This window comes from Bradyrhizobium sp. Tv2a-2 (assembly GCF_000472425.1).
GTDB lineage: Bacteria > Pseudomonadota > Alphaproteobacteria > Rhizobiales > Xanthobacteraceae > Bradyrhizobium.
This window is the reverse complement of record NZ_AXAI01000011.1, coordinates 16,095-42,161: the sequence shown is the minus strand read 5'-3', so window position 1 is coordinate 42,161 and position 26,067 is coordinate 16,095. Positions and strand designations below refer to the sequence as shown.

Sequence of the window (26,067 nt, the reverse complement as noted above, 5' to 3'; positions counted from 1 at the left end):
CATGAAAACCGAAGCCGCGCTGCTCGTTCAAACCGGAAGGCCTCTGGTTCTGGCGGAGATCGAAATTCCCGCCCTCAAGCCCGGCCAGGTGCTGGTCGAAATCGCCTATTCCGGCGCCTGCGGGACGCAAGTGATGGAGTGGCGCGGCGATAAGGGCGAAGACAAATGGGTGCCGCATTGTCTCGGCCACGAAGGCACTGGCACCGTTCTGGAGACCGGCAGCGCCGTGACCAAGGTCAAGGCTGGCGACAAGGTCGTGCTGTCGTGGATCAAGGGCAACGGCATCGAGGCCGGCGGCGCCGTCTATGAATGGGACGGCAAGAAGGTCAATGCCGGCGGCGTCACGACCTTTCAGCGCCACGCCGTCGTGAGCGAGAACCGCCTCACTCTGCTACCTGCGGGGCTGCCGATGGATGTGGCAGTGCTGCTCGGCTGCGCGGCACCGACCGGCATGGGCGCGATTTACAATGTGCTGAAGGTGCAGCCGGGCGACGCGGTCGCCGTGTTCGGCACCGGCGGCATCGGGCTCAATGCGCTGATGGCGGCAGCGCTCGCCGGCGCGATGCCGGTGATCGGCATCGATCCCAACCCGACCCGCCGGGCGCTCGCAAAAATCTATGGCGCAAGCCATGTGATCGACGCATCCGAAGCCGACGTGCTCGCCGAAATCAAGAAGATCGTGCCGCAAGGCATTGACATTGCGGTGGAATCCTCAGGCCTTCCGGCCGTGATGGATCAGGCGATCAACGCCACGCGCCAGCAGGGCGGACGCGCCGTCGTGATCGGCAACGCAAAGCAGGGCGCCATGCTCTCGCTCAATCCGGCCGTCTTCAACCAGGGCAAGAGCCTGCTCGGCACCTGGGGCGGCGACAGCGTGCCGGACCGCGACTATGGCCGCTACGGCCGCCTGCTCGCCTCGGGCCGCTTTCCGGTGCGCGACTTGCTCTCGAAGCCGTATCGCCTCGCCAACGCGGACCAGGCGCTGCAGGATCTCGCCACCGGCAAGGTCGGCCGCCCCCTGATCGACATGTCGCTGCGCTAGGTGCCGCGATGCGGATCGGGATCGATTTCGACAACACGATCGCCTGCTACGACGGCGTGTTTCATGCCGCCGCACTCGAGCGCGGCCTGATCCCGCCCGACCTCGCACGTCACAAGAACAGCGTGCGAGATCATTTGAACGGAAGCGGCCGCAAGGACGATTTCACGGAGTTGCAGGGTTACGTCTATGGCGCGCGCATGGACATGGTGTCGCCCTATCCAGGCTTTGCGGAATTCGTCGCGCTGGCACAAGGCGCGGGGCACACGCTGTTCATTGTCAGCCACAAGACCCGCCATCCGCTGCGCGGGCCGCGGCACGACATGCATGCGGCCGCGCGCGGCTTTCTCGTCGCGCACGGGCTGATCGGCGACGGAGCCGCCAGGATCGATTCCGCGCGCGTCTATTTCGAGCCGACCAAGGACGACAAGATCGCACGCGCAGCGCAGCTTGGCGTCGACGCCTTCATCGACGACCTCCCGGAAATTCTCGGCATGCCTGGCTTTCCGGCCGGGATGCGCAAGATCCTGTTCGATCCGGATGGCCAGTTCGCTGCTCGCTGCGATGACGCGATCGAGCTTGACCGCAGCACCTCCTGGGCCGCGATCTCCGCGGATTTTGTCCGTGAGCGGGTCTGAAGCCTCAACCAGTGACACCCTGCTCGCACCGGCGCGCGCACTCGTCCAACGCGCCGGCCTGGGGCAGCCGCGCGCGCTATCGCGGCTTGCCGGTGGCAAGAACAACCAGGTCTATCGCGTCGACACCGAGGCCGGACGGCCGCTGGTGCTGAAGCGCTATTTCAGCGACCCCCGCGACAAGCGGGACCGGCTCGGCGCCGAATGGAATTTCCTGGCGCACGCCTGGTCGCGCGGCATTCACTGCGTGCCCGAGCCGCTGGCCTGCGACGTGGCCGCACGCGCCGCGCTCTACGGCTTTGTCGAGGGCCGCAAGCTGCCCGCCGCCGAGCTGACACCCGCCCACATCGATGCCGCCATTGATTTTGTGCTCGCGATCAATGCGCCGCCGCGTGGCGAGCTTGCGCCGGCTTCCGAGGCCTGCTTCTCACTGTCCGAGCATGTCGCGACGGTCGACCGGCGCGTCGCGCGGCTCACCACGCTCGATCCCGACGCGCCGCACGCGGGCGAAGCACGGTCCTTCGTTTCGACCAGGCTCAAGCCGGCCTGGAATGCAGTGAAATCGCGCCTCGCGGCTGACGCGCGCAGCGCCGGCCTTGGCATGGACGAGCAACTTTCGCGCTCCGAGTGCTGCCTGTCGCCCTCGGATTTTGGCTTCCACAATGCGTTGATCGATGAGGTTGGCCGCCTCACGTTTCTCGATTTCGAGTATGCCGGGCGCGACGATCCGGCCAAGCTCGTCTCGGATTTCTTCTGCCAGCCGGAAACCCCGGTGCCGCTCGACTGCCATGCGGCCTTCGTCGCACGCCTCGCCGACGGCCTTATGCTTGACGAGAAAGGCCGGGCGCGCTGCTTGATGCTGCTCGATGCCTACCGCATCAAATGGGCCTGCATCATCCTCAATGATTTCCTGCCGCTTGGCGACGCGCGACGCGCCTTTGCCAATGAAGGCGATCGAGCCGCACGCTGCGCCGCCCAGCTCGCCAAGGCCGAGGCCAAGCTATCCGGCTTGCACGCGTGAGCCGCAAACAACCAGATCATTCCACCCGGAGCGACTTTGATGGCCTATCGTGAGTTCGTCAGCCTGATCCACAAATCGACCAGACGTGACTATGTCGCGCGCGTCACCCAGCGTGACAAGGCCGAGGTCGCCGAACTCGCGATAAAATACGACTATGACTATTGGGACGGCAGCCGCGAGACCGGCTATGGCGGCTACAAATATGACGGCCGCTGGCGCAAGGTCGCGGATGCCATGGTCGCAGCCTATCGTCTCAAGCCCGGCATGCGCGTGCTTGATGTCGGCTCCGGCAAGGGCTTTCTGCTGCACGATTTCCGCGAGGCGGTGCCCGGCATCGAGGTCGCCGGCATCGACATCTCCCCCTACGGCGTCGCGCACACGATGGAGGACGTGAAACCGTTCTGCCAGGTCGGCTCGGCCACGAAGCTGCCCTGGCCCGACAGGCATTTCGACCTCGTGATCTCCATCAATACGCTGCACAATCTCTATAACTACGAGCTCGACGCCGCCTTGCGCGAGATCGAGCGCGTCGGCCGCGGCGCCAAATATCTCTGCGTCGAGGCCTACCGCAACGAGCGGGAGAAGGTGAACCTGATGTACTGGCAGCTAACCTGCCGCATCTTCCACACGCCGGACGAATGGGAATTCGACTTCAAGCGTGCGGGCTACACCGGCGACCACGAATTCATCTACTTCGAATGAGCGAGGCGGATCCCCTTTGGAGGTCAGCATACGACACATCTTTATAGCGTGCGTCCCTTCAGGCTTATTACGCTCGCGCTTGCTGGACGGCCTCGGTCGACGACTGCCGCGCTTCGATGAGCGCACTCCCTAGTTTGATCATGGGCTTCTCGATCGCCAAATATGTAATTGAAGACACGGCGACCGTGACAGCGGTCACCGCTGTCCAAATGATGACAAAGTCGGCGGTCGGCGAGGCAGTGAGGCCCAAGCGCGGCAAGTAGTGTAAAACAAAGAAGTGAACAAAGTAGCCGCTGTAACTGATCTTTCCAATCCATATTATCGTTGAGCCGATCAGGGGCGAATTGCGCCAGTACCTGAGCGAGAAAGCAAATAGAGAGAAGACGATTCCGTAAGTCGTGAACAGCCCGAGGGGCAGCGCATACTTGACCCCTTCCAAGAAAGGGATCAGCAGCATTAGCGCAACGGAAAGAGCGCAGAGACGTCTCGCGGTACTCTCTGGGATCGAATGTCGCTCAGTAGAGAACCTGAACAGCAGTATGCCGAAGATAAAGCATGGTAGTTGGCGAGGAAACCAGAGCGAGAAGTATATGCCCGCAACACTTTGAGTCGATGGGGAGAGAAGATAAGAAAAGCCTTCCAACAGTCGCGAGAATTGCGTCCCCAAAACGATGACTGCGACTGTAACGATGATCAGTGACTTCCAACTGGCCTTGAGCAATGCGGGAATAATTGCCGGGAATAGCGCGTAGAAGATCACCTCATCGGCGACCGACCAGCCGCCAGGTACAACGCTGGTTATCGTATCGGGCCAAAAGCCATGGATAAACATGGCGGTCATTGCGATATGCCGGAAGCCGATGCCGTCCGGGGCATAAAGTGATGGTCCAGTGCCGTCGAGCGACACAAAGATAAATATCGCCAGCCAAAACATCGGCGCGATCCGAAAAAAGCGGCGGGTGTAAAACTCCATCGCGTTTTCGTGTCGCGAGACCCAAGACATGGACAAAGTAAGCGCGCTCGTCACGAAGAATAGCTGAACGCCACGGGCGCCTTGACTAATTACGGTCGCTATTTCCTTTGGCAGATCCGCGAATGCCTGCGAGGTGTGGACCGCGATCACCATCAGGATCGCATATCCGCGTAAAGCGTCGATGTAGGCGTATCGCCTCGGCTCCATCTGACCTCCGCCAACAGCGGCAGTTTCTGCGTGGACGGAACTCAGAATAGCTTTTAACTGCACGGCTAACTGCACGGCCCATCAGTGCTCGCTCTGCCCTACATAAACGGGAAGAAGCAAGTTGAAGCTTAGGAGCAAAAGTTAGAAACAAACAAGCTGCGCGCTTTATTTTTTCATCTGCCGTGTCTTTTGAGTATCAGTTGGCATGTCAACTTCCAGAAGCCAGAGGGCATTTAAGGCACGCTCGCATGCCGCAGCGCGCGCGCAAGCAGCCAGATAGTCTCAGTCGCTCGGGACATCGAACAGGTGGGGAGTTTCCTGCTCAGGGGCGCCTGGCGAAGACGACAAAATCGGCGCTGAGGAACGGCAGCAACGCTTCCGGCGCATGCCGGTCGATCGCCTTCGCTACCGCTACCGATGGCATGGGCAATAGCGTATTGAACGGCGAAACCGTCTGATTGAGGAACTTCACAGCCTCGATCTCCAGTCCGATAGCCCGTGTCATTTCTGATACCTCGGCTACCCGATAGGCGAAGGTCGCAAAGGATTGGCCGAACACGCCTCTTTTGATGATGGGCTTTGCTATTCTTAATACCGTTCTTACGGCGTGGTCGATCGCTGCGCGGTTGGTGAAGCTGACGACCGCGGTCCCCTTGGGCGCGAGATGATCTGCGATGAAGCGCCAATTGGCGGCGAGCTCCGCCGGCTCCTGATAGGTGGTGACTCCAAGTGAATAGATGAAATCAAAGCTGTCGCGGGGAAATGATATGTCCGATACGCGGCCCACGAAGGCCCGCTCCGCGGGAATTGCACTCTGTGCCAACATTTGCGGAGATATGTCGCAAGCGAAGTAGTCCACCGTCGGGCTTCGTCGAACCAGCTCGTCATAGAGAGCGCCTGTTCCGGCTCCGATGTCGAGGACGAGCTTTGCGTCAAACACAAAACGATCCGTCGCGGCCTTCAGACGCTGGCGAAAGAAGTAGCTGTGAAACGCGTTGCGCTCTTCGTAGCGGGCGGAATACCCGTCCGAAATCTGATCGAAGTAGCTCGAGACGCGGTTACTTTGCTCCGGCATCAGAGTTTGGCTCCTCAGGGGCCAGCCGCGGCAGGGCCGCAGCCTTTCAAGGCCAATATAATGAAAGTCAGCCGGCGATTGTCTCGCCGTCGGCCTTGAAATCCGGAAAGCGGGTCTGCAAGGCAGCTTTCAGAAACCTGAAATGCGAGAGCTGCTCGTCCAGCGTCTTCAACCGTACCTGTCCACGCGCGATCTCGTCATCCGAGGCGGCAAGCAGGCTCGCGCGCGCCTCGTCCCGTGTCAGGAAATCGTCGAGGTCATTGCCGCCGACAATGGCCGCGCGCGCGATGACATCATCGAGCCGCCGCTTGAGGCCGTCTCTTTGCGCTTCGATCTTCTGCAGCGCGTCGTCGATGGCGGATGCGACCTGGCCGACCAGCTGGTTATCCAGCTCCTGGTCTCGGGCCGGCGCCCGCGTCCGGAACGGGCCGTCGGAACGCGAACGGCGAAAAGGATTGATCAGCATCGCGCGTTTCTCTCTTGCCCCCACCGCCCCGGCTCAGTCTCACGGACCAGCCTAGCACGCCCGAGGCGATTTTGGGAGCCACGGACCGGACCAATGGGACTGATGCGGCTTACGAGCGACGATAGTCGTCCTCGAGGCGGATAATGTCGTCCTCGCCGAGATAGCTCCCAGTCTGCACCTCGATCAGCTCCAGCATGATCTTGCCGGGATTTTCCAGCCGGTGCACCGCGCCCATCGGGATATAGATCGATTCGTTCTCGTGAACGGTCTTGACCAGGTCGTCGACGGTGACGCGCGCTGCACCCCGCACCACGATCCAGTGCTCGGAGCGATGATAGTGCTTCTGCAGCGACAGCCGCTGGCCCGGCTTGACGATGATGCGCTTGACCTGGTGGCGCTCGCCATTGTCGACCGACTGATAGCTGCCCCAGGGCCGGTGTACCTTGAGATGATCCGCGGTGACCTGTGGCGCCACGCTCTTGAGTTTGGCGACCAGCCGCTTCAGGCCGTTGGCGTCCTTCTGCCGCGACACCAGCACGGCGTCCTGGGTTGCCACCACGACGAGGTCGTCGACGCCTTCGAGAGCCACCAGCGCCCTGTCGGTAGCGACGTTGCAGTTGCGGGAATCCTCGAATACCGCATCCCCCTGCGCGGCGTTGCCCTCACCGTCCTTGTTCGACAGCTCCCATACCGCGTGCCAGGAGCCAACGTCGGACCAGCCGCAGGCGACCGGCACGACCGCGGCATGCGCGGTCTTCTCCATGACCGCATAGTCGATCGAGATCGCCCTGGCCGAGCCGAAGGCGTCGGAATCGAGGGTGACGAAGGAGAGATCGCGCCCCGCCTTGCTCACGGCGTTGGCGATGGCGTCCACGCTTGCGGCGTCAACCTTCCGATATTCATCAAGCAGCGCCGCGGCGCGGAACATGAAGTTGCCGCTGTTCCAGAGATAGCCTTTATCGATATAATCCTCGGCGGTCGGCTGATCCGGCTTCTCGACGAATTTCTGCACCGCGCGGACCTGGTCGGACACCGCCTCGCCTGGATTGATGTAGCCGTATTCGGTGGCAGCGCGCTCCGGCCTCACACCAAAGGTCACGATGCGCCCGCTCTCGGCCGCGACAAGCCCCTGACGGCAGGCGGCAAGAAACGCGTTTGTGTCGCGCACGATATGGTCGGCGGCAAGCGCCAGCACCACAGCCTCGTCGTCGCGGGTTTGCGCAAAAGCGCTGCCCGCGGCGATCGCCGGCCCGGAATCCCGCCGCGCGGGCTCGAGCAGGACGTCGGCCTCGATGCCCAGCTCGGCCAGCTGCTCCACAACCAAGAAACGGTAGCCGGCATTGGTGATCACGATCGGACGCTCGAACAGCGCGGGATCCGACACCCGCAGCAACGTATCCTGAAAGGTCGAGCGCGCCCCGAACAGCGGCAGGAACTGCTTCGGCCGTCCCTCCCGCGACGCCGGCCACAGCCGCGTCCCGGCACCGCCGCACATGATCAAGGGGGTGATTCGTTTGCTCATCGGGCTTCTCGCCTTATCTGCTGTGAAATTCACGATACCAGTTCGCGAAACGCGCGATACCGTCCTCGATTGATGTCGCGGGCTTGAACCCGATCTCGCGCTCGAGCGCCGCGATATCGGCATAGGTGGCCTCGACGTCGCCAGGCTGCATCGGCAGCAGGTCCTTCTGGGCCGGCCTGCCGAATTCCTTTTCAAGCAGCGCGACCACGTGGGTCAGCTCCTCAGGGTTGTTGTTGCCGATGTTGAAGACCTTCCACGGCGCCTTGCTTGTCGCGGGATCGGGATCGTCGCCGTCCCAGTCCGGCTCTCCTTTGGGCGCCCGGCTGACCAGGCGGACCACCGCCTCCGCGACGTCGTCGACATAGGTGAAGTCGCGCCGCATCTTGCCATGGTTGAACAGCTTGATCGGCTCGCCAGCCAGGATCGCCTTGGCGAAAATGAACATCGCCATGTCGGGCCGTCCCCACGGCCCATAGACCGTGAAGAAGCGCAGGCCCGTCGTCGGCAGCCGGAACAGATGGCTGTAGGAATGCGCCATCAACTCGTTGGCTTTTTTCGATGCAGCATAGAGACTCACGGGATGGTCGACATTGTCGTGCACCGAGAACGGCAACTTGGTGTTGGCGCCGTAGACCGACGACGATGACGCATACAGCAGATGCTTGCAGCCATTGTGGCGGCAGCCTTCCAGCACATTGATGAAGCCCTGGAGATTGGCATCGACATAGGCGTGCGGATGCTGCAGCGAATAGCGCACGCCCGCCTGGGCCGCGAGATGCACCACCTCGGCAAAGCCGTGCTGCGCGAACAGCGCCGCGGTCGCCACACGATCGGCGAGATCGAGCTTGACGAATGCAAATTTCGGATCGCGTGCAAGCAGCGCAAGCCGTGCTTCCTTCAGCGCGGGATCGTAGTAGTCGTTCACGCTGTCGACGCCGACCACCTCGCGTCCCTGCGCGAGCAGCCGCTGCGCGACGTGAAACCCTATGAAGCCCGCAGCTCCAGTGACCAGGATCGCTTGTGTCGGCATAGGTATTCCATACCTCTCATAGTCGCCACAGATCGATGGCAGGCGGCTTCGCGCCGCGATCGAGCTTCATTTTGACGTCGAAGACAAGACCCGCCCCGTCATGCAGCAAGCGCTGCACCAGGCGCCAGCCGCCCTCGATATAAGCATCATGCGCCACCGCCAGAATCACGGCATCGGCAGGCTCGAGCGCGTCGATGTCACTGAGGGCGACGCCGTATTCCTCCTCGACCGCATGAGTGTCCGCGAGAGGATCCGCGATCTGCACTTCGACGCCGAATGATTTGAGCTCGTGCACGACGTCGATGACACGGGAATTGCGGATATCGGGAACGTTCTCCTTGAATGTCATGCCGAGGATCGTCACGATCCCGGTTCTTCCCTTCCGCCGCAACAGGCCGCGGATGCACTCGCGCGCAATCTCTCGCCCCATTTCGTCATTGATGCGGCGACCGGCGAGAATGACTTCGGGATGGTAGCCCGCTTTTTCGGCACGATAGGTCAGGTAGTACGGATCGACGCCGATGCAGTGGCCGCCGACAAGGCCGGGCTGGAACGGAAGAAAGTTCCACTTGGTGCCAGCTGCTGCGAGCACGTCGCCAGTGTCGATGTCGAGCGCCTGGAAGATCATCGACAGCTCGTTCATGAAGGCGATGTTGAGATCGCGCTGGGTGTTCTCGATCACCTTGGCCGCTTCCGCGACCTTGATCGAGGACGCGCGGTGAATGCCGGCGGTCACGACCGACCCATAGACAGCGGCGACGATATCGAGTGCCCTCGCATTCTGGGCGGAGACAACCTTGGTGATGGTCTCGAAGCGATGCTTCTTGTCGCCGGGATTGATGCGCTCGGGCGAATAGCCGACATCGAAATCCGTGCCCGCCTTGAGGCTGGAGGCGCGCTCCAGGATCGGCACGCAATCCTCCTCGACGGCGCCGGGATAAACCGTGGATTCATAGACCACGATGGCACCGGGCTTGAGCACTGCTCCGACCGTGCGCGAGGCCTCGAGCATGGCGCTCAGATCCGGCCTGTTGGCGGCATCGATCGGCGTCGGCACCGTAACGATGAAAAAATCGGCACCCTCAAGCGCGGCCTCGTCGGAGGTCAAATCCAGCGTTGCTCGCTTGAGGTCCGAGGTCTCGACCTCGCGAGTCCGGTCTTCCCCAGCCCGTAGTTCCCTGACCCTGCCGGCATCGATGTCAAAGCCGATCACGGAATTGCCGGCGCGCGCGAAGGCCGCGGCCACGGGAAGGCCGACATAACCCAAACCAATGACGGCGATCTTCCGGCCGTGCGACATAAAATAATCTTCCAGGCTGTTCCAGACGCCATTGACGCCACTCCGGCGACTGTTTAGCCACCGTATGCTAAAGATCGCAAGGGGTGGCGATCCGCCCGGCCGTCAGGGTTGTTTCGGCGAGTCCCTGCATAGCCTGATCCGAACTTCGGGACCACAGCGCCACCCCGTAGTCCAACAAACGCGAGCGAACCCGGCCTGCAATGCGCGGATTTTTGATCTTCACGACCCGGGTGGTGGTATCGCTGGGGCTGCTTTACCTCGCGCTGCGCGGGATCAATTTTGCTGCCATCCAGTCGCGGCTGAGCCAGATCAACCTGCTCTGGATCGCACTCGCGGTGCTGGTGACCATCTTCCAGATCTTCCTCGGCGCGCTGCGCTGGCGCGTGATCTCCGATCTCTGTCACGCGCCGTTGAGCGATCTCAAGGCGTTTCGCTACAACATGATCGGCAGCTTCTTCAACCAGACGCTGCCGTCGTCGATCGGAGGCGATGCGGTGCGACTCTGGCTGGTCAACCGCACCGGTGCGGGCTGGCGCGCGGCGACCTACTCGATCCTGACGGATCGCGCGGTGGGCCTGATTGCGCTGGCGCTGATCATCGTGGCGAGCCTGCCCTGGAGCTACGGCATGATCTCGGATGCCAAGGGGCGGCTTGCACTGGTGTTTGTCGATTTCGCCGCGCTGGCCGGAGGTCTCGGCTTTCTGCTGCTCGGCCGCCTGCACTGGGCCTGGCTGAAGCACTGGTGGCCGACCAAGCATATCCATGCCTGCTCGGTGATTGCCAATCAGGTGATTTTCTCCAGAAAGAGCGGGCCGAAGATCGCCACGCTCTCGCTGACCATTCACGTGCTGGCGGTGGTGATCGCCTGGTGCTGCGTGCGCGCCATCGCGGCAGCAGGCGACTTCGAGCAGCTGTTCATGCTGACCCCGCCGATCATGCTGATCACCATGATGCCGATCTCGATCGCCGGCTGGGGCGTGCGCGAGGCGACAATGATGGTGGCATTCGGCTATGCCGGCCTGGCGCAGACCGACGGCACCGTGGTGTCGATCCTGTTTGGTGCGGTCTACTTCATCGTCGGCGCGATCGGCGGGCTGGTCTGGATCTTTTCCGCCGAGAAGGGCTCGGGCCATATCGAGGTGGCCCACGCCGCGAAGGACTGATGGTGTCAGTCTCCCCGGGGCGTGGAATCGCTCGATGACGACACCGCTCAGCGGTCGTTTGATCCGAGACCAACCATCTCAAGAAGCGACAGGCTTGAAGAGCAACGTCAAACAGTCCAGATCGTCGATGCCCCAGCCGTCCGCTCTTCCACTCAACCGCTGAAATTTGATGGCAAGCCCAGCCTCTTTCACATACTCCCGCATAAGTTCCGCGGTCATGTCGCTTCGGTTGCCGTGGTTCTTCGTCCAGCTACTGTTTGGCGCGATCGTTCCATAGTTTGAATGGTGGAGGAATGCACTCCCACCGGGTTTCAACGCCCTGGCGAACTCAAAGACATAGTCTCGAACCACGAGCTTGTCGAAATGCACCATTGAGTCCCAGGAATAGCCGAAGGAAATCGAGCTGCTCTCGACAGGCAGCTGGTTGCCGGAAGTCACGCGATAACGAAAGCTGCAGCCATCCCTTTGCGAACCGAACCTTTCCCTGCAGGCATCAACGCAGACTTGATTCACATCGATCACATCGATGGATTTTGCAAACCTTCGCAGGAATTCGGTATTCCGGCCGTGACCGCACGCGAGCTCAAGTGTCGAAGTAAAATCTTCCTCCTTGATTATGGGCCAGATTATCCGCTCCCATTGTTGAGCCATGTGAGGCTCAGCGTGAGCGAAGTAGAGACCTTCCCGATGCGCGTGCGCACACTGGCTAACAGTCAGCCAGCGGATGATTTCGTCGATCGCCTGGGCGATGGCCGCGGGCTCAGGATTGGCCGCAAGGCGCTCCAGCGTGACCCCGGCCTCTCTTTCAATATCGTCCTTGAAGAAGACAACCGCGTTCGCATCCGGCACAAGCTCATGACGGTCCATCAATTCTTGCGTCCGCATCGGAAGCAGATCAAATTTTTCTCGGGCGAGCTTAATCCACTCCCTAGGATCTCGCGGCGCCGATTTGACGGGCGACGCCGGCATTTTCCGATTCATATTCTTGAAGATCCGCGCGGGCAAAGACCTAAGCTTTGCGTTCAGCTCACTCATTGACGTTCATCCTTCAACTACGAAAGCAGCATCAACTGCCTGCCATTCCCTACAGTCTAGCAGAGGGGACACTTGGGAACCAGCTGTCATGCCATCTAGGAACATCAGTAGATTCCACAGCCATCAGCCGTGTTACCAACGTCCGGCATGTGCTCGCGCATTTGGGCCCGGGGATTCCGCTAGGCTGGATGGGGCGAGAAGCAACTTCCGCAATTCGCCCCATTGCGCGGGGATCTCAGGCGAGATCGTTCGCAACCGCTGCAGCTGCATCAACCGATTCAGACCGGAGCCAACGGTGGCGATATCGACCGCCCCCTTGACGACGTGGCTTGTGATGCCTGCGAGCACGGGCCACAATTCACCCGTGGCGCGCCTGTGACGCCACAGCGAGCCCATGAAGGTTGCCCGTCCCGGAAGGAGCTTCCTCAACGCCAGCTGATCCTGGCGATAGGCTAACAGCACGGCATCGACGGCGCCAAGCCTGGAGTGGCGGAAGCTGCGCAGCAGGAGATCCTGGTCTTCTGCATAGCCAACGCCGGTATCGTAGGGGTTGTTCCTGAACCAGCTCGCACGCCCGCACCAGGTGGGATGCGGAAACGGAAAGCCGGCAAAGGGCCGCGCCACGATGTCCTGATGGACGAGGCCAATCGGCAGCTCGCCGACCAACTCGCCTCCGCTGGTGAAGACGACGGCGCCGCAGCCGATGAGATCGAGCTCCGCATCCTCGCGCAACCGCGCGACCTGCCGCGCCAAGCGCTCGGGAAAGCAGATATCGTCGGCATCCATCCTCGCGACGAACTCGCCGCGGCTGAGCGCGACCGCCTGGTTCAGGCGGACCGCAAGGAACGAGGTGCTTGCTTCCCGGACGAGCTGAATGCGCGAATCGTTAAACGCCGCGACGATGGCGCCGCTCTCATCGGAGGAGCCATTGTCTATGACGATCAGTTCCCAATCCGCAAGCGTCTGCTGCAGCACCGAGCGCACGGCGGTCTCCACAGTCGACGCGCTGTTGCGCATCGACATGATGACGGAGACGAGAGGAGGCCGATCCACGGTGCTCATTTACAGGCAGGCGATCGCAGCAATTTTCGCGCGCGCATCACATCGTGGCGAGCAGGGTCATGCCGGGCAGGCCAAGGCCGGACTTGATGACGCGGAAGCGCGACGGGAATTTCTCCACGGTCTCGTCGATCGCCCGCGCCGGCCCAACATTGTATTTCGATTCAGCGGACTGGAAAAATGTGTCATGCGCGAGCGCGCTCGCATCGGGCACGGTCGAGAATATCTCGTTCAGCTCGTCGCGAACGGATTCATAGGCATGATCGCCATCGACGAAGAATAGCGGCCGCTTAGGCCGGCCGAGCTTCTGCCATTGATCGAGCGCCACCTTTACGCCGTTGCCTCGGTGCAGGTGAACCTTCCCCAGGCCTCGCACCAGTCGGCCATGTTCCTGGCCGGGATGCTCGACATGGGTAGCGTCCGGCGGCAGATCAACGGAATGGATTTCATAGCCGAGCTTGAACGCCTGATCGCATTCGTAAAAAATCCGGGCGGACACGCCGATATGTGTTCCCCAGTCGAATACCACGGACGGCTTGAGCCGGCACGCAGCCCCAGTCATGAGCAGCAATTCGTTCAACGGATAGGGGTGCGTGCCGACCACAGGCACGATCTTCTCCAGCACGAAGCTGGATAGGGTCCAGAGATCGACCTCGAACTCGGAGGCTTGGGCATTGCGGACCGGATCCGGCCAGGAGCGCGTTAGCCCCTTTGCAGCAGCCGCGGTTGCCACTTGCTTGGTGTTACGGCGTAACTTGTGAATGATGGACCGGGTTGTGAGCGGCACTTGAGATACTCCCGTTTCAATCATGGAGGACTTTGCCAATGAACGATCAGACCAAAATCCACCCGGACGGGTAGAGATCAGCCGTATTGAGCTTCTTCAATTCTGCCGGCGCAAACCACGCACGCGGCGCAATGACGACCTTGTCCGTCGAGCGGTTCAGCCAAGCCCCCCACCAGCTGAAGGAGCTGTTGGCGATGATGTGATGGCGACAGTGCGCCATCAGCGCCATGTCCTCCCAGGGCCGCGCCGGATCGCCGCAGGCATGGATGAGCCGCGACTTCGGCACAAAATCCAGCACCTGTTCGGCCTCGGCCGGATTGTCGGAAAACACGAAGAATTCGGCCTCCTGACCGATCGCGCCCTCCAGGCGGCAGAGCGCCTGGCGATAATGCGGCTCGCCGAGAATGCCGTGGAATTCGGCTGTGCCGGGGTTGAGATAATCGCCGCGGCGGACATGCACAGAGACCGGCCGCGGACTGCGTTCGATCCGGGCAAGTACGCTCGCCGCGGCTTCACCAAACGGCTCGCGCGGCGAAAACCAGTCGCGCAACCGTTCGGCGATCGACGCAAAATAGCGCTCGCTCTGGAAATAGCCGAACAGCGAGGCCTGCGGCCCGAGCGCCTCGAATGCAGGGTCGAAGTGAAAATGCGGCTCGCGATATTGCTCGGCGGAGGGCGCGAGCTTGGGCAGGCCTGCGCGCCCGAGCACGCGATCAACGCGCTGCTTCCATAACGCGCGAACGAAATTCCCGGCTGGTATCTCGTTTGCAAGGTCAGCATTTGCGACGCAAGCTTCCGGCACACACAGTCGATCCAGCAGGAAAGAGCGCAGCGCATAGTTCTTGAAGCCGCTGAGATCGAGCGCGAGCGCGACGCCATGACGCTCCGCAAGCGCCTTGCCGGCTGCATACTGGAACATCTGGTTACCGAGCCCGCCGATCAGCGATACCGTAATCACCTGGATCTAATTCCTTGGAGCTATTGCTGAGACTGAAATCTGCGAAGCGCAGCGACGGCGGCACGCACGCCTTCATCCAGTCCGATCGACGGCTGCCAGCCGAGCTCCGAACGAAGCAGATCGGGCGAACCAACAAGCCAGGGCTCGTCATCCTTGCGCATGCCAATCGTGCCAAAGCCGAGGAGCGACGGATGAGCGTTCATTGCCGCGGCGACACGCTCGGCAAATTCCCTCACCGAATGGGCGCGGCCAGTGGCAACGTTCCAGGTCGCGATACCGCCCTTCTCGCGGCAATGCGCATCGGCGCGCAGCATCGCCTCGATAACGTCGTCAATGTAGACGAAGTCGAGGACCTGCGTGCCCGCCGAGATCGCCACGCGCTCCTGCTTGGCCAGGCCATCGACCAGCGCCGGCAGGAGGCGATGGGACGCCTCTCCGGCACCATAGACCTTGAAAAGACGCAACAAGCGAAAGCCGGTGCCGCCGCTGTTGGCGATCGCGCCCGCCATCAGGCCGCCCGCGGCCTTTGACGAGCCGTAGAGCTTACCCGGCTCCAGGGGCGACGCTTCCGTAAGAAGGTCCCGGCTCGAGGGGCTCCGATATTCCGAAAAGGTCCCGGCCATGACCATTCGCGCGCGCCAATCGGCGCAAAGCCGCACCAGTGCATCGGGAAGCCCCACATTGATGGCGATCATCTCGTCGATGTCGCGATGATTGGGCCGCACGCCGTAGGCTGCCAAATGAAAGACCGTATCGAGGGGCTCGCGAAGCAGCCGTCGCAGGCCGTTCTCACTGAAATCGTTGCAGGCGACGACACTCACACGATCATGCCATTCCTTCGGAAGTACGCTCGACGGTCTTGCAAGAACCGTGACGTGACTTCCTTCCGACAACAAGCGGGCGACGAGATGGGCGCCAATGAAGCCGGAGGCACCAGTGACGAGAACGTTAGCGGCCGGCATGGTTCCTCAAGACGTTGCGATAATGCTCGATCTGACGACTGGTGATTTGCGCGGCTTCCACTGGATTGGCCATGAAATCGCGGTACCAACCGGCGGTCAATTCGATGGTGTCCGTGAAAGACAGAGGCGGCGTCCACCCCAGAAAGCTTCGCGCCTTGGTGCTGTCGAGATGCAGGAAGCGCGTCTCCGGGAAGCTTCCGGGCGCGTAAGTGATCTCGGGTCTGGTCCAGCTCGCGGCCAGGCGCTCCACAAGATCCTGGACGGTGCGCGCGGCATCATCGCTCGGACCAAAATTCCAGTTGTCGGCCGCCGCGCGGTCGCCGCTCAACAGGCGGGCAGCCAGCACCAGATAGCCATGGACCAGCGCCATCACGTGCTGCCACGGACGCACCGCGCCCGGGTTGCGCAGCGAGATCGGCTGGCGCGTTGTCACGGCGCGAACGAAGTCCGGGACTATCCGGTCAGCCGACCAGTCGCCGCCGCCGATGATGTTGCCGCCGCGGGCATTCGCGATCAGCACGCCGTTGCCGCGCTCGGCCAGCGTCGCGCGATAGGAGGCTGCGACCAGCTCGGCGCAGGCCTTGGAGGCGCTGTAGGGATCCTTGCCGCCGAGCGGATCCTGCTCGCGATAACCCCAAACCCAGTCCTGGTCGCGATAGACCTTGTCGGTGGTGATGCAGACGACGCACTTGACGTCGGGCGTGAGCCGAGCCGCCTCCAGCACATGTGCGGTGCCGAGCGCGTTGGTGGCGAAGGTCTCGATCGGGTCGGCAAAGGACTTCGAGACCAGCGGCTGCGCGGCAAGGTGAATGATGACTGATGGCCGATGGCGCGCGATCGCGTCGCGGACGGTTGCGGGATCGCGGATGTCGCCGATGGTGGAGGCGATGCCGTCCGCGACGTTGGCCGCGGCGAACAGGCTCGGCTCGGTCGCGGGTTCAAGCGCGAGCCCGGCGACATCGCAGCCGATTCGCTTCAGCCAGCTGACGAGCCAGCCGCCGGTGAAGCCGCTGTGTCCGGTCACGAATACACGCGCTCCCCGCAAGACGAGTTCGAAATCGAGCAGAGGAGATTCAGGGCTCATGGCACTCATTTACGACCTTGCAGAATGGACACCGATCACCTTAAAGAGGGCATGGGATGAGGGAAAAGTTGCGAATGGGAGCCCACCCGAGGGTCCCGAGCCGAGATTCCGACCTGCCCCCTTTAGCAAGAATGGGACATGCTATGAAAGCCTTCTCAGGCAACAGTTTGATGGACACGGGGTCTCTGTTCTTCGATCCCGGGTTGAGCCGTCTCACGACAGGTCGGACGACCTCGCTTTTTGCAGAGGACATCAAAACGCACGATGCCGAGCTCAGGTCGGCGATCGGCGGCCGGCGCATTCTGGTGACCGGCGGCGCCGGGAGCATCGGCAGCGCTACGCTCGAGCTGCTTTTTCCTTACGCCCCTGCCGCCGTTCACGTCATCGACCTCGCCGAAAACGGCCTTGTCGAACTGGTCCGTGATTTCCGCTCGCGTCCGCAGTCGCTGGTCAGCGGCGAATTCCGGCTGCTGCCGATCGACTATGGCAGCGCCGCAACCGAGCGGCTGCTGCAGTCGGAACCGGCTTACGATCTCGTTCTGCACTTTGCGGCCCACAAGCACGTTCGCTCCGAAAAGGACGTTCCATCGGTCATTCAGATGCTCGACACGAACGTTATCAAGATGCATCGCTTCACCAAATGGTTGCAGAAGTACGGCCACGGAAAGCGCTATTTTGCTGTGTCCACCGACAAGGCGGCGAACCCGACCAGCCTGATGGGCGCCAGCAAGCGTCTCATGGAGCATGTGCTGTTTTCGATTGGAAGCACTGGCTCCTCGGTCACCTCGACACGTTTTGCCAATGTCGCCTTTTCCAATGGGAGCCTGCTGCAGGGCTTTCTGTACCGGCTGGCGCGCCGGCAACCGTTGGCCGTGCCTCGCGACGTGCGCCGATACTTTGTCAGCCCCAGGGAAGCGGCAGAGATTTGTCTGTTGACCGCCGGCGCCGCCGAGCCCGGACATATCACCTTTCCCCGTCTCGATCCGAACGAGCATTTGCGGCCGCTCGTCGAGATCGCCGCGGCGTTGCTGCGAGATCTCGGTTTGCAGCCTGCGTTCTACGAGCACGAAGCGGAAGCCTGCACGGCAACGGAGGCCGAGCTCAAGCGCGGCTCCTATCCCGTCCTGTTGACGCCGCTCGATACCAGCGGCGAGAAGCCATATGAAGAGTTTGTGGCGGTGGACGAGACGCCGGCGCCAACCAGGTTCGCAGCGTTGAGCGCGTTGCGGTATGTGCCGGCCCCGGTTCCCCTCGAGCCGGCTCTGGCATTCCTCGACGAGATCGCGGCGGACGCCAGCATGAAGCTGGAGAAATCCGACATCGCGCGCCACGTCGCTTCCGTCGTTCCCGGGTTCAAGCACATCGAGACCGGCCGCAGCCTAGACGACCGCACCTGAGCCACCATGAGCTCTCGCGTGGGAAACCACGTCACGGAGCCCGTCCTGCAGTGTGATCGACGGCGACCAGCCGGTCGCATCCCGGATCGCAGTGATATCGGCGATTACGTCCGGTATGTCGTTTACGCGCCGGTTGCCACGGCTAACGAAGGGTTTGCTCACATCGGCAGCGCAGCGCACCAGCTCCCCCACTTCCGCTACCGAATAGGACTCTCCCGAGCCGATATTGAACGTCGCACCGGGTTTGGGATTCCTGCGCAGGCTTTCGATCGCGCCAATGACGTCGTCGAGATGGATATAGTCTCGCCTCGGCGTATCGTCCTCCACAACGATGGCGGCGACGTTCGGATCGATCGCCTGCTCCACGATGCGCGGGATCAGAAAATTCGCTGATTGTCCCTGGCCGTAGATATTGAACGGACGTACGATCATCACGGGCGTCTGCAGGGACTCGAAGAAGAAGCGGCAGGCTTCTTCGGCAGCACACTTCGAAAACGCGTATGGATTGTTCGGCTTCAACGGCGCGGTTTCCGATATCGGCAGCGTTTCGGGAATACCGTAGCAATAACCACTCACATAGATCAGCCGTGCCCGCGTCCGGCGGCAATATTCGAGAACATTGACCGTCCCTAGCGCATTGACGCGGTAGAAATCCGCGGGCTCGCTCCATGACGCGGGCACGTAGGTTCGGCCCGCGAGGTGAATGACCCAATCAACTGAGACGTCGGGAAATGCCCCCACCGAAACGTCAAGGGCATCGCGCCCCGGCGCCAATATTTCGGCGCCCTCCTCTCTCAGAAATCGAATGAGCCTGCGGCCGACGAAGCCGCTGCCGCCCGTCACAAGCACACGTTCGCTCACAAGAAGCGATTCCGGTCTTTTTCGAACTCGATGGTGGCTCGCTCATAATCATCGGGACGGCCGATATCGAGCCAATATCCGTCATGCCTTTTGACATTGACCGGCTCACCCGTCTCGATGAGCTTGAGCATCAGCTGATCGAACCCAAAGGGACCGGTTGGCGGAATATTGTCAAGCACTCGCCGATTGACGGCATAGATGCCCATGCTGACAAGTTGCGGGAGTTTCGGCTTCTCGCGGAAGTTCACGAGGCGCTCGCCCTCGACCCCAAGAACACCATAGTCCAGTACCTGATCGCGGCTGGTGGCGCCAATCGTGAAGATCGCGCCCGACGCAACATGGTCCGCAAGAAACCGTGACAGGTCGAGGTCGCTCAATACGTCCGCGTTGATGACCAGGAAGTTGTCAGGGAGGTCGCTTATCAGCCGAAGCGGAGCGATCGTTCCCAATGGCTCGTTTTCCAGCGAGTATCGAAGCTCCAATCCCCAACGCTCGCCGGTGCCGAAATAGGCCTGGATGAGCTCGCCCATGTGGTTGATCGCCAAGGTAGCTCCATCGTAACCCGCGTTTGCCAGCTTGCGGATCACGATCTCGACGATCGGCGTATCGACCAGCGGGACTAACGGCTTCGGGAGCGTCAACGTATACGGCCGCAGGCGCGTCCCCCGACCACCTGCCAAGATAACTGCGTGTTTCATGCTACACCCGAGATTGCTTGCTCATCCGGCACCAATTCTTTGAACTCCGTGATACGCACATTCGGAGTTTTGCCGGCGAGGATGTCCTCGTAATAGCCAGCGACAACCTTCCAGGTGAAACAATTGCGCCACCTTTCGCGTGCCGTAGCACCGAGGCGGCTAAGCTTTTCGCGATCCCTCATACAGCCTGCCATCTCGCGAGCCAACGTCGTTGGATCGACACGGGTATAACCGCGTCCGTCCTTAGCCGCCTCGCATAGCATCCCTCCGCCAGTCCAGCGGACAATCTCATCGGCGTTACCCACGGGAACCGTCAAAAACGGCGTGCCCGCGGCGGCGGCCTCAAACAGGACCAGCGGGGAATATTCGATTCGCGAGGCGAAAACGAACAAGTCGGCTGCGAGGTAAGCCTGAATAAGGTCCTGCCGCTCAAGATCCGTCAGGATCACGCGCTTGAACGGCTGCGCCGAGGCCTTCGCGGCGATGCTCTCGATGCTCTCAAGCGGTGGTACGGGCGGATCCATGCGCGCCAGCTTGCGTCGTGTCAGCTTGCGACGCACAAGTTGTTCGATCCCGATCCATCCCTCGAATCGAGCGATATAGAATAGACGTCGCACAACCGCGTCACCATAGCGAACGGCAGTCCCCAGGCGGGAATTAATCACCTTCTGACGCACAAGCTGAGCTAGACCGCGTTCTCTGCGGGAAGCTCCCAAACCACTCCCGGGCCAGCCGGCGATCGAAAGCAGCACCGCGGATTGTCCGCCCGTATCCAGGCGCGAAAATGCGTCGACAACGTCACGATGTCCCTTGGCCTCGATCGGATTGCCGACAGTCAGGAACAGAAACGCATCTTCCGGTATTGCCAGCCTCTGCCGAAACTGACCGTCAGGCTCCCGCTCGAAATCAGCTTCGCTGATGCCGTTTGGCAGCACCGTGAAATTGCTCAGCCCGTTGTTCCTTACGAAATCGATATCGCGGTATTTCTCCGCGTTGAAGACGAGATGATCGAACTTCCTGAGGACGTCCGGAAGCTCCCTGAAATATTCCGAGAAATCCGGCTCATAGAGACCTGAGAAGCCACAAGGAATAAACACCTTGCGCGCCTTGATATCATCCAGAACGGGCCACAGCGCATCGAAGCTCCATTGCTGCGCGGCCATGATGAGGATCGCGTCTGCCGCAAAGGTCCTGACAAACTCGCGGTATTCATCTATTTGGCCGTTGAGGCCATAAACCATCTTCCCGCCCGCTTTGAATTCGCGAATCCTCACGCCGTTGACCACACTCGATTTCCTGCGCGGATGCCGGCTTGTGGCGACCGTAACGTCATGGCCCCATGCTGCCATGCATTCCGCAACCTGGCGCATCACTTCCTGCACACCGCCTCGATGCGGATGATAGGATTCACAACAAAGCAGCAGGCGCAATCAATGTTCCTTCACTCTATCAATCGACGCTTTGAAGAGGCGTGTGTCTTACAGACCTAGATGCGAAGGCGGGACGACGCAATGCCTTTCGCGCCCTGGGCAACATTACGGACCTGACACAACCTAAGCCGTTGAATTGCAAAATGATGCCGCAGATTTCTGATCCATAAAGCCACTGGATCCTCAATCAGCGTCAAAATTGCGGTTGGATCGGGCGAGCCTTACCCGCCGAGTACCTTGTCGAGCGACGCGTCTTGCGTCCGCGACCAAACAGTCTCGCCACGCAATATCCGTTCGTACGACTGCGCAATCTTCGCCCAGGTGAAGCGATCGCACCACGCCTGCTTGCCCGCCTCGCTGAGCTGGCGAAGAAATTCCGGCGAGTGCACGGCCTTCTCCATCTCTCTCGCGAGCACAGCCGGCGATACCTTGGTGTATCCGCGCTCGTCGACCTCGGCCGGGCATATCCAACCGCCGCCAGTCCAGCGCACGATCTCTCTGGAATTTCCGACCGGAACGGTGAGAAACGGCGTCCGGGATGCGGCGGCTTCAAACAGAACGAGTGGAGAATATTCCACTTTGGAGGCGAAAACGAACAGATCAGCCTCCAGAAATGCACTGATCACGTCCTCCCGCGGCATATCCAGGCACAGAATCCGTTTTGTTCCGCTGGCCTCCTTGATGGCCCTGTCGGCGCCGATGGTGTCAGGCACTTCGAGGCGTCGCGGTGGCGGTGGTGACGGGGCAGCCGTCGGAAGCGCAGCGACGGCTGGCGGCGGGGCGGGCAAGGTCGGCGGCTTCGGAAATAACCGATCCCAGACGCCGCTCCAGCCTTCACGATAAAGGACGACAAGGCCCTTCTTCATGGTATTTGGGCGCAGATAAAGCGATGCAACTGCGCGCACCTTGTGTGCGACCCTGCGCGCCTTGCGCAAAGTATCGTGCAGCCACTTGGGCCCCCACAGCCGCCGCCCGACTTGAATCGATGGCTCAGGCCAGGAACCGTTGAGGATCAGGGTGGCATTGCGCCCGTCCAGATCCATCTCGGCGAATGCCTCCCCGACGTCCTTGTGCCCTTTGGCATTGACGGGCGTACCCACGGTCAGGAACAGCAGATCGTCGGCAGGAATGCCGAGCTTGGCGCGCAGCCTACCGTCGGCGGGACGCCCAAAATCGATCTCGCTGGCCCCATTAGGAATGATCGAGAATGTCGTAATGCCGTGCGCCTTGGCGAAGTCTATGTCGCGGTATTTCTCCGCGTAGAAAATCAGATGATCGAATTTGCGCAGGATTTCGGGCAATTGCGCGAAATAGTCGGCATAGTCGGGTTCGTAGAAGCACGAGAAGCCGCACGGCACGAATACTTTGCGGACCTTCACCTGATCGAGCACGGGCCAAAGAGCGTCAAAACTCCATTGCTGGGCGGCCTTGATCAGGATCGCATCACCATGGAAATTCTTGATGAACTCCTGGTACCGTTCCACTTCACCGCGAAGTCCATTGACCAGATTGCCGCTCACGTCGAATTCGTGGATCCGCACGCCATTGTGGATAGTCGAGGTCCGGTCGGGTTGCTTGCGAGCCGCAACTGAAACGTCGTGGCCGGCTGCCGCCATTCGTTCCGCAATTTGTTTCATGACCTCCTGCACGCCACCACGCGCAGGAAAATAGCTTTCGCAACAAAGAAGGAGTTTCATATGGCAACCTCGAAACTTCATCTTACAATCTTAAATAGAAAATCCAAGACGCCGCAATCTACTTCTAACGCCGCCGGCGAAGTTGCGCACACCAGTCAGGCCCGCCCTCTGGATACCGAAGTGATGCCGCAAATTCCGGCTCCAGATCGCCACAGGATTGTTTTGTCCGTCCAGATACCCGTCGCCGAAAATCGCGGCACCTGCTTTGGAAATGACAGCGCACATCGCTTCAATATCTGCGCCTCGCGACATTTTGTCGGGCATACCGTGCACCAGATTGGCGACGTCGTGATGAACGCGCTGCGGTTTGGCCTCACCGGTGCTGGCCGCTGCGAGGTTCTCGGCCGAGATCAGCACCAGCTTCTCTTTGAAGGGATCGACGCCATCTCGCGACATGCTAGTCGGCACCTCACGATAAATGGTCAGCCGCTCCGGCAGATTGGCGACACGAAAACGTCGCGCGATGCGCGACCACAGCTCGTAGTCCTCCGGCGGCTGGCGCGTACGGTCGGTGCTGTAGACTCCGACCTCGTCGAGCGCCGCCTTGCGCATCATCACCGAGGAATGGACGAAGTAATTGTTGAACAGGAGAGCGAAGCGCAGGTCCGCATCGTCCGTCGGATGATCGTGGAACCGGCCGGTGGGCGTGTCGCCGACCCAGATTTCGGCGCGCGTGCCGACCAGGGCATGATCGGGGCGAGCGTCAAGAAACTCCACCTGCTTTGCTATTCGACTCGGATCGGCGAGATCGTCGTGGTCCTGTCTTGCGATATAGCGCCCTCGCGCCAGTGAGATTCCGCGGTTGAGCGCTCCCGCAAGACCCGCGTCATCCTGATGGATGACGCGAACACGTGGATCGCCGATGCTGTCGAGGTAGGAACAAGTCTCGTCCGTCGAGCCGTTGTTGATTGCGATCAGCTCGAAATCGGTGAATGACTGGTTCAGGATCGTCCCAAGCGCCTGCGGCAAGTCGCGGCCGCCATTTTTCACCGACAAGACGACACTGACCGTCGGCGCGCTGTCCTGCTTACTCATTGTGTGCATCGCCATGGCTGTCCAGAATCACGGGTTCGGGCACGGGAATAATGAATTGCCCCGTCCAGTCGGGAATTTCGTTCAGCTGGGCCACGATCTCCTCCCGTAGATTCCACGGCAGAATGAGAACATAGTCGGGCCGCCTTCTTGCGATTTCATCCGGGGCAAGGACCGGGATCCGCGTTCCCGGCAACAACAGACCCTGCTTGTGCACGTTGCGATCGACGGTGAAGGCGATGAAGTCGCGGCCGATTCCGCAGTAGTTGAGCAGAGTGTTGCCTTTCGCGGGCGCGCCATAAGCCGCAACCGATTTTCCACCTTCTATTAGCTCGATCAGGAGACGCAGCAACGAGCGCTTCAGTTGGCGAACGCGCTGGCCGAAGGTTTCGTAGGTCGCGAGCTGGTCGAGACCGGCGAGGACCTCCTCTTGCCTGAGCTTCTTGACGGACTCGGTCACCGCCATGCGATCGGCATGCGCGACATAGAGTCGAAGCGACCCTCCATGGGTCGAGAGCCGTTCGACGTCAACCACCCGCAATCCGTGACGTCCGAACAACGGCTCCAGCGCCAATAGCGACAAATAGGAATAGTGCTCGTGATAGATCGTATCGAACTCGACGTCGCGGATCATTTCCAGAACATGCGGAAATTCGAACGTGGCAACGCCCTGCTCGTTGAGCAGGATCTTGAAGCCTGCGACAAAGTCGTTGATGTCCGGCACATGGGCAAGCACGTTGTTGGCGATGATCAAATCCGCCGTCCCGCCCTGCTCGCGAAGCCGCGTTGCTGCCTTTGACCCGAAGAACGCGACCTCGGTCGGCACACGTCGCAGGCCCCAGGCTGCCTTGGCACAGTTGGCGGCCGGATCGACGCCGAGGCAGGGAATACCGCGCTGAACGAAATATTGCAGCAGATATCCGTCATTGCTACCGACCTCGACGACCCGGGAACTGGCGCCAAGCGCAAGACGTACCACAGCCTTTTCGACAAAGCTGCGCGCATGGGCAAGCCAGCTGTCCGAGAATGACGAGAAATAGACATATTCGGCGTGGAAGTGCGTCTCCGGCGTCTCGAAATCCTCAAGCTGCACCAGCCAACAGCGATCGCAGACAAAGCTCTTGAGCGGATAGAAGCGCTCGCTGAACGACGCATGATCTGAGCGAACGAACGCATTCGAGATCGGCGTCATGCCGAGATCCACCAGCACGGCCGTCAGCGGCGCGCCGCAAGACCGACACATCGGAGAGCTAGCGACCATCGCGCCTAGCTCCACCGCCGCCATAGCGCACGGCCAGATTGCCAGAATTCTTCGAGCATCATCTTGTCGCGAAGCGTGTCCATCGGCTGCCAGAAACTGTAGTGGCGATAAGCAGCGAGCTGCGCATCCGGGGCCAATGCGTCAAGCGGCGCCGACTCCCAGAATGTCTTGTCGCCCTCGATACGGTCGATCACCGCCGGATTGAGCACGAAGAAGCCATTATTGACATACGCATTATCACCAGGCGGCTTCTCGACGAAGGATTTTACGGTCGACCCATCGATTTCCAGCGCGCCGTAGCGGCCCGGCGGACGCACCGCTGTCACCGTCGCCAGTTTTCTATGGCTGACGTTGCTCTGATGGTGGGTGACACTGTTCTTCGTGGCATCGATGGTGGTGACATCGGAATGATGCAGCACGAAGTTCATGAAGTATTCCTTGATCATGTACTCCTTGTAGCCGAGGCAGATCACGAAGTCCGTAATCCCATGGTGCGCATAGAGCTTCATAATGTGCCACAGGATTGGCCGCCCACCGATCTCGATCATGGGTTTCGGCCGCACCAAACTCTCTTCAGCATGCGGGTACCCATGCCTCCCGCCAGTCCGACCACCTTCACGCTATCACCTTTTTCCAATTTCAAACTGCACGCGCCATCAGCCCAGTATTGTCA

Annotated in this window: 24 protein-coding genes and 1 pseudogene; 6 read left to right on the top strand and 19 right to left on the bottom strand. The window is 61.0% G+C overall.

All coding sequences use genetic code 11. From position 1 onward, the window contains the following. Position 1 precedes the first annotated feature (1 nt). Genes A3AI_RS0122995 through A3AI_RS0122980 form a run of 4 tightly spaced genes read left to right on the top strand, consistent with a single transcriptional unit; the run spans position 2 to position 3,397 of the window. The gene (locus A3AI_RS0122995) at positions 2-1,042 is read left to right on the top strand and encodes a zinc-binding dehydrogenase (protein WP_024517837.1); all 1,041 of its coding nucleotides are present in this window, start codon (positions 2-4) and stop codon (positions 1,040-1,042) included. An 8-nt stretch (positions 1,043-1,050) separates the two neighbouring features. Then, the gene (locus A3AI_RS0122990) at positions 1,051-1,677 is read left to right on the top strand and encodes a hypothetical protein (RefSeq protein WP_024517836.1); all 627 of its coding nucleotides are present in this window, start codon (positions 1,051-1,053) and stop codon (positions 1,675-1,677) included. After that, positions 1,664-2,695 (top strand): phosphotransferase, encoded by a 1,032-nt coding sequence (locus A3AI_RS0122985; protein WP_036049259.1) that lies wholly within the window; start codon positions 1,664-1,666, stop codon positions 2,693-2,695. The genes A3AI_RS0122990 and A3AI_RS0122985 overlap by 14 nt, the downstream gene beginning before the upstream one ends. Before the next feature lie 39 nt (positions 2,696-2,734). Continuing rightward, positions 2,735-3,397 (top strand): class I SAM-dependent methyltransferase, encoded by a 663-nt coding sequence (locus tag A3AI_RS0122980; protein ID WP_024517834.1) that lies wholly within the window; start codon positions 2,735-2,737, stop codon positions 3,395-3,397. Positions 3,398-3,464: 67 nt separating this feature from the next. Here A3AI_RS0122980 and A3AI_RS0122975 read toward each other — a convergent pair whose 3' ends face one another. The 6 genes from A3AI_RS0122975 to A3AI_RS0122950 form a co-directional block, all read right to left on the bottom strand. Then, the gene (locus A3AI_RS0122975; RefSeq protein WP_024517833.1) at positions 3,465-4,652 is read right to left on the bottom strand and encodes an acyltransferase family protein; all 1,188 of its coding nucleotides are present in this window, start codon (positions 4,650-4,652) and stop codon (positions 3,465-3,467) included. 247 nt (positions 4,653-4,899) lie between these two features. Next, a complete protein-coding gene (locus A3AI_RS0122970) occupies positions 4,900-5,652 on the bottom strand; it encodes a class I SAM-dependent methyltransferase (protein WP_024517832.1) in 753 nt (250 codons plus the stop codon). A 67-nt stretch (positions 5,653-5,719) separates the two neighbouring features. After that, entirely contained in the window at positions 5,720-6,118 is a 399-nt protein-coding gene (locus A3AI_RS0122965; RefSeq protein WP_024517831.1) for a hypothetical protein, read from the bottom strand. A 109-nt stretch (positions 6,119-6,227) separates the two neighbouring features. Continuing rightward, positions 6,228-7,640, bottom strand: a complete 1,413-nt coding sequence (locus tag A3AI_RS0122960; protein ID WP_024517830.1) for a mannose-1-phosphate guanylyltransferase/mannose-6-phosphate isomerase — start codon at positions 7,638-7,640, stop codon at positions 6,228-6,230. A 13-nt stretch (positions 7,641-7,653) separates the two neighbouring features. Then, positions 7,654-8,670, bottom strand: a complete 1,017-nt coding sequence (locus tag A3AI_RS0122955; protein ID WP_024517829.1) for an NAD-dependent epimerase — start codon at positions 8,668-8,670, stop codon at positions 7,654-7,656. A 16-nt stretch (positions 8,671-8,686) separates the two neighbouring features. Continuing rightward, positions 8,687-9,970 (bottom strand): nucleotide sugar dehydrogenase, encoded by a 1,284-nt coding sequence (locus A3AI_RS0122950; RefSeq protein WP_024517828.1) that lies wholly within the window; start codon positions 9,968-9,970, stop codon positions 8,687-8,689. Between the two features lie 200 nt (positions 9,971-10,170). Here A3AI_RS0122950 and A3AI_RS0122945 point away from each other — a divergent pair, with 200 nt between their 5' ends. After that, complete coding sequence (locus A3AI_RS0122945) at positions 10,171-11,133, top strand: lysylphosphatidylglycerol synthase transmembrane domain-containing protein (protein ID WP_024517827.1); 963 nt, start codon at positions 10,171-10,173, stop codon at positions 11,131-11,133. Between the two features lie 78 nt (positions 11,134-11,211). Here A3AI_RS0122945 and A3AI_RS45430 read toward each other — a convergent pair whose 3' ends face one another. The 6 genes from A3AI_RS45430 to rfbG all read right to left on the bottom strand — a co-directional run bounded on the left by A3AI_RS45430 (position 11,212) and on the right by rfbG (position 17,018). Continuing rightward, positions 11,212-12,168 (bottom strand): class I SAM-dependent methyltransferase, encoded by a 957-nt coding sequence (locus A3AI_RS45430; protein WP_024517826.1) that lies wholly within the window; start codon positions 12,166-12,168, stop codon positions 11,212-11,214. 132 nt (positions 12,169-12,300) lie between these two features. Then, a complete protein-coding gene (locus tag A3AI_RS43300; RefSeq protein WP_024517825.1) occupies positions 12,301-13,230 on the bottom strand; it encodes a glycosyltransferase family 2 protein in 930 nt (309 codons plus the stop codon). A 37-nt stretch (positions 13,231-13,267) separates the two neighbouring features. After that, on the bottom strand, positions 13,268-14,014 hold the full coding sequence (locus tag A3AI_RS0122930) for a class I SAM-dependent methyltransferase (protein WP_036049253.1): 747 nt from the start codon (positions 14,012-14,014) through the stop codon (positions 13,268-13,270). Between the two features lie 46 nt (positions 14,015-14,060). Beyond that, positions 14,061-14,972 carry an alpha-1,2-fucosyltransferase gene (locus tag A3AI_RS0122925; RefSeq protein ID WP_024517823.1) on the bottom strand — a complete coding sequence of 304 codons (912 nt, stop codon included), beginning with the start codon at positions 14,970-14,972 and terminating at the stop codon, positions 14,061-14,063. A gap of 20 nt (positions 14,973-14,992) precedes the next feature. Further along, on the bottom strand, positions 14,993-15,934 hold the full coding sequence (locus tag A3AI_RS0122920) for an NAD-dependent epimerase/dehydratase family protein (RefSeq protein WP_024517822.1): 942 nt from the start codon (positions 15,932-15,934) through the stop codon (positions 14,993-14,995). Continuing rightward, positions 15,921-17,018 (bottom strand): CDP-glucose 4,6-dehydratase, encoded by a 1,098-nt coding sequence (gene rfbG / locus A3AI_RS0122915; RefSeq protein ID WP_024517821.1) that lies wholly within the window; start codon positions 17,016-17,018, stop codon positions 15,921-15,923. Before rfbG ends, A3AI_RS0122920 begins: the two co-directional genes overlap by 14 nt. A 170-nt stretch (positions 17,019-17,188) precedes the next feature. On the opposite strand from rfbG, the gene A3AI_RS0122910 reads away from it, so the two are divergent. Next, on the top strand, positions 17,189-18,415 hold the full coding sequence (locus A3AI_RS0122910) for a polysaccharide biosynthesis protein (protein WP_051382475.1): 1,227 nt from the start codon (positions 17,189-17,191) through the stop codon (positions 18,413-18,415). Here the strand turns inward: A3AI_RS0122910 and A3AI_RS0122905 are convergent. The 7 genes and pseudogenes from A3AI_RS0122905 to A3AI_RS43295 form a co-directional block, all read right to left on the bottom strand. Next, positions 18,398-19,276: an NAD-dependent epimerase/dehydratase family protein gene (locus A3AI_RS0122905; protein WP_024517819.1), complete on the bottom strand. Its 879-nt coding sequence runs from the start codon at positions 19,274-19,276 to the stop codon at positions 18,398-18,400. The two genes, A3AI_RS0122910 and A3AI_RS0122905, sit on opposite strands and share 18 nt — an antisense overlap. Then, positions 19,273-19,974 carry a nucleotidyltransferase family protein gene (locus A3AI_RS0122900; RefSeq protein WP_024517818.1) on the bottom strand — a complete coding sequence of 234 codons (702 nt, stop codon included), beginning with the start codon at positions 19,972-19,974 and terminating at the stop codon, positions 19,273-19,275. The genes A3AI_RS0122905 and A3AI_RS0122900 overlap by 4 nt, the downstream gene beginning before the upstream one ends. Continuing rightward, positions 19,971-21,404 (bottom strand): glycosyltransferase family 4 protein, encoded by a 1,434-nt coding sequence (locus A3AI_RS0122895; RefSeq protein ID WP_024517817.1) that lies wholly within the window; start codon positions 21,402-21,404, stop codon positions 19,971-19,973. Before A3AI_RS0122895 ends, A3AI_RS0122900 begins: the two co-directional genes overlap by 4 nt. A gap of 221 nt (positions 21,405-21,625) precedes the next feature. Beyond that, complete coding sequence (locus A3AI_RS0122890) at positions 21,626-23,041, bottom strand: glycosyltransferase family 4 protein (RefSeq protein WP_198030183.1); 1,416 nt, start codon at positions 23,039-23,041, stop codon at positions 21,626-21,628. Between the two features lie 90 nt (positions 23,042-23,131). Beyond that, on the bottom strand, positions 23,132-24,136 hold the full coding sequence (locus A3AI_RS0122885) for a glycosyltransferase family 2 protein (protein ID WP_024517815.1): 1,005 nt from the start codon (positions 24,134-24,136) through the stop codon (positions 23,132-23,134). Further along, a complete protein-coding gene (locus A3AI_RS0122880; protein ID WP_245286936.1) occupies positions 24,129-25,394 on the bottom strand; it encodes a class I SAM-dependent methyltransferase in 1,266 nt (421 codons plus the stop codon). Before A3AI_RS0122880 ends, A3AI_RS0122885 begins: the two co-directional genes overlap by 8 nt. 5 nt (positions 25,395-25,399) lie before the next feature. Then, positions 25,400-26,013: pseudogene (locus tag A3AI_RS43295) on the bottom strand (sugar phosphate nucleotidyltransferase). Between the last annotated feature and the right edge of the window lie 54 nt (positions 26,014-26,067).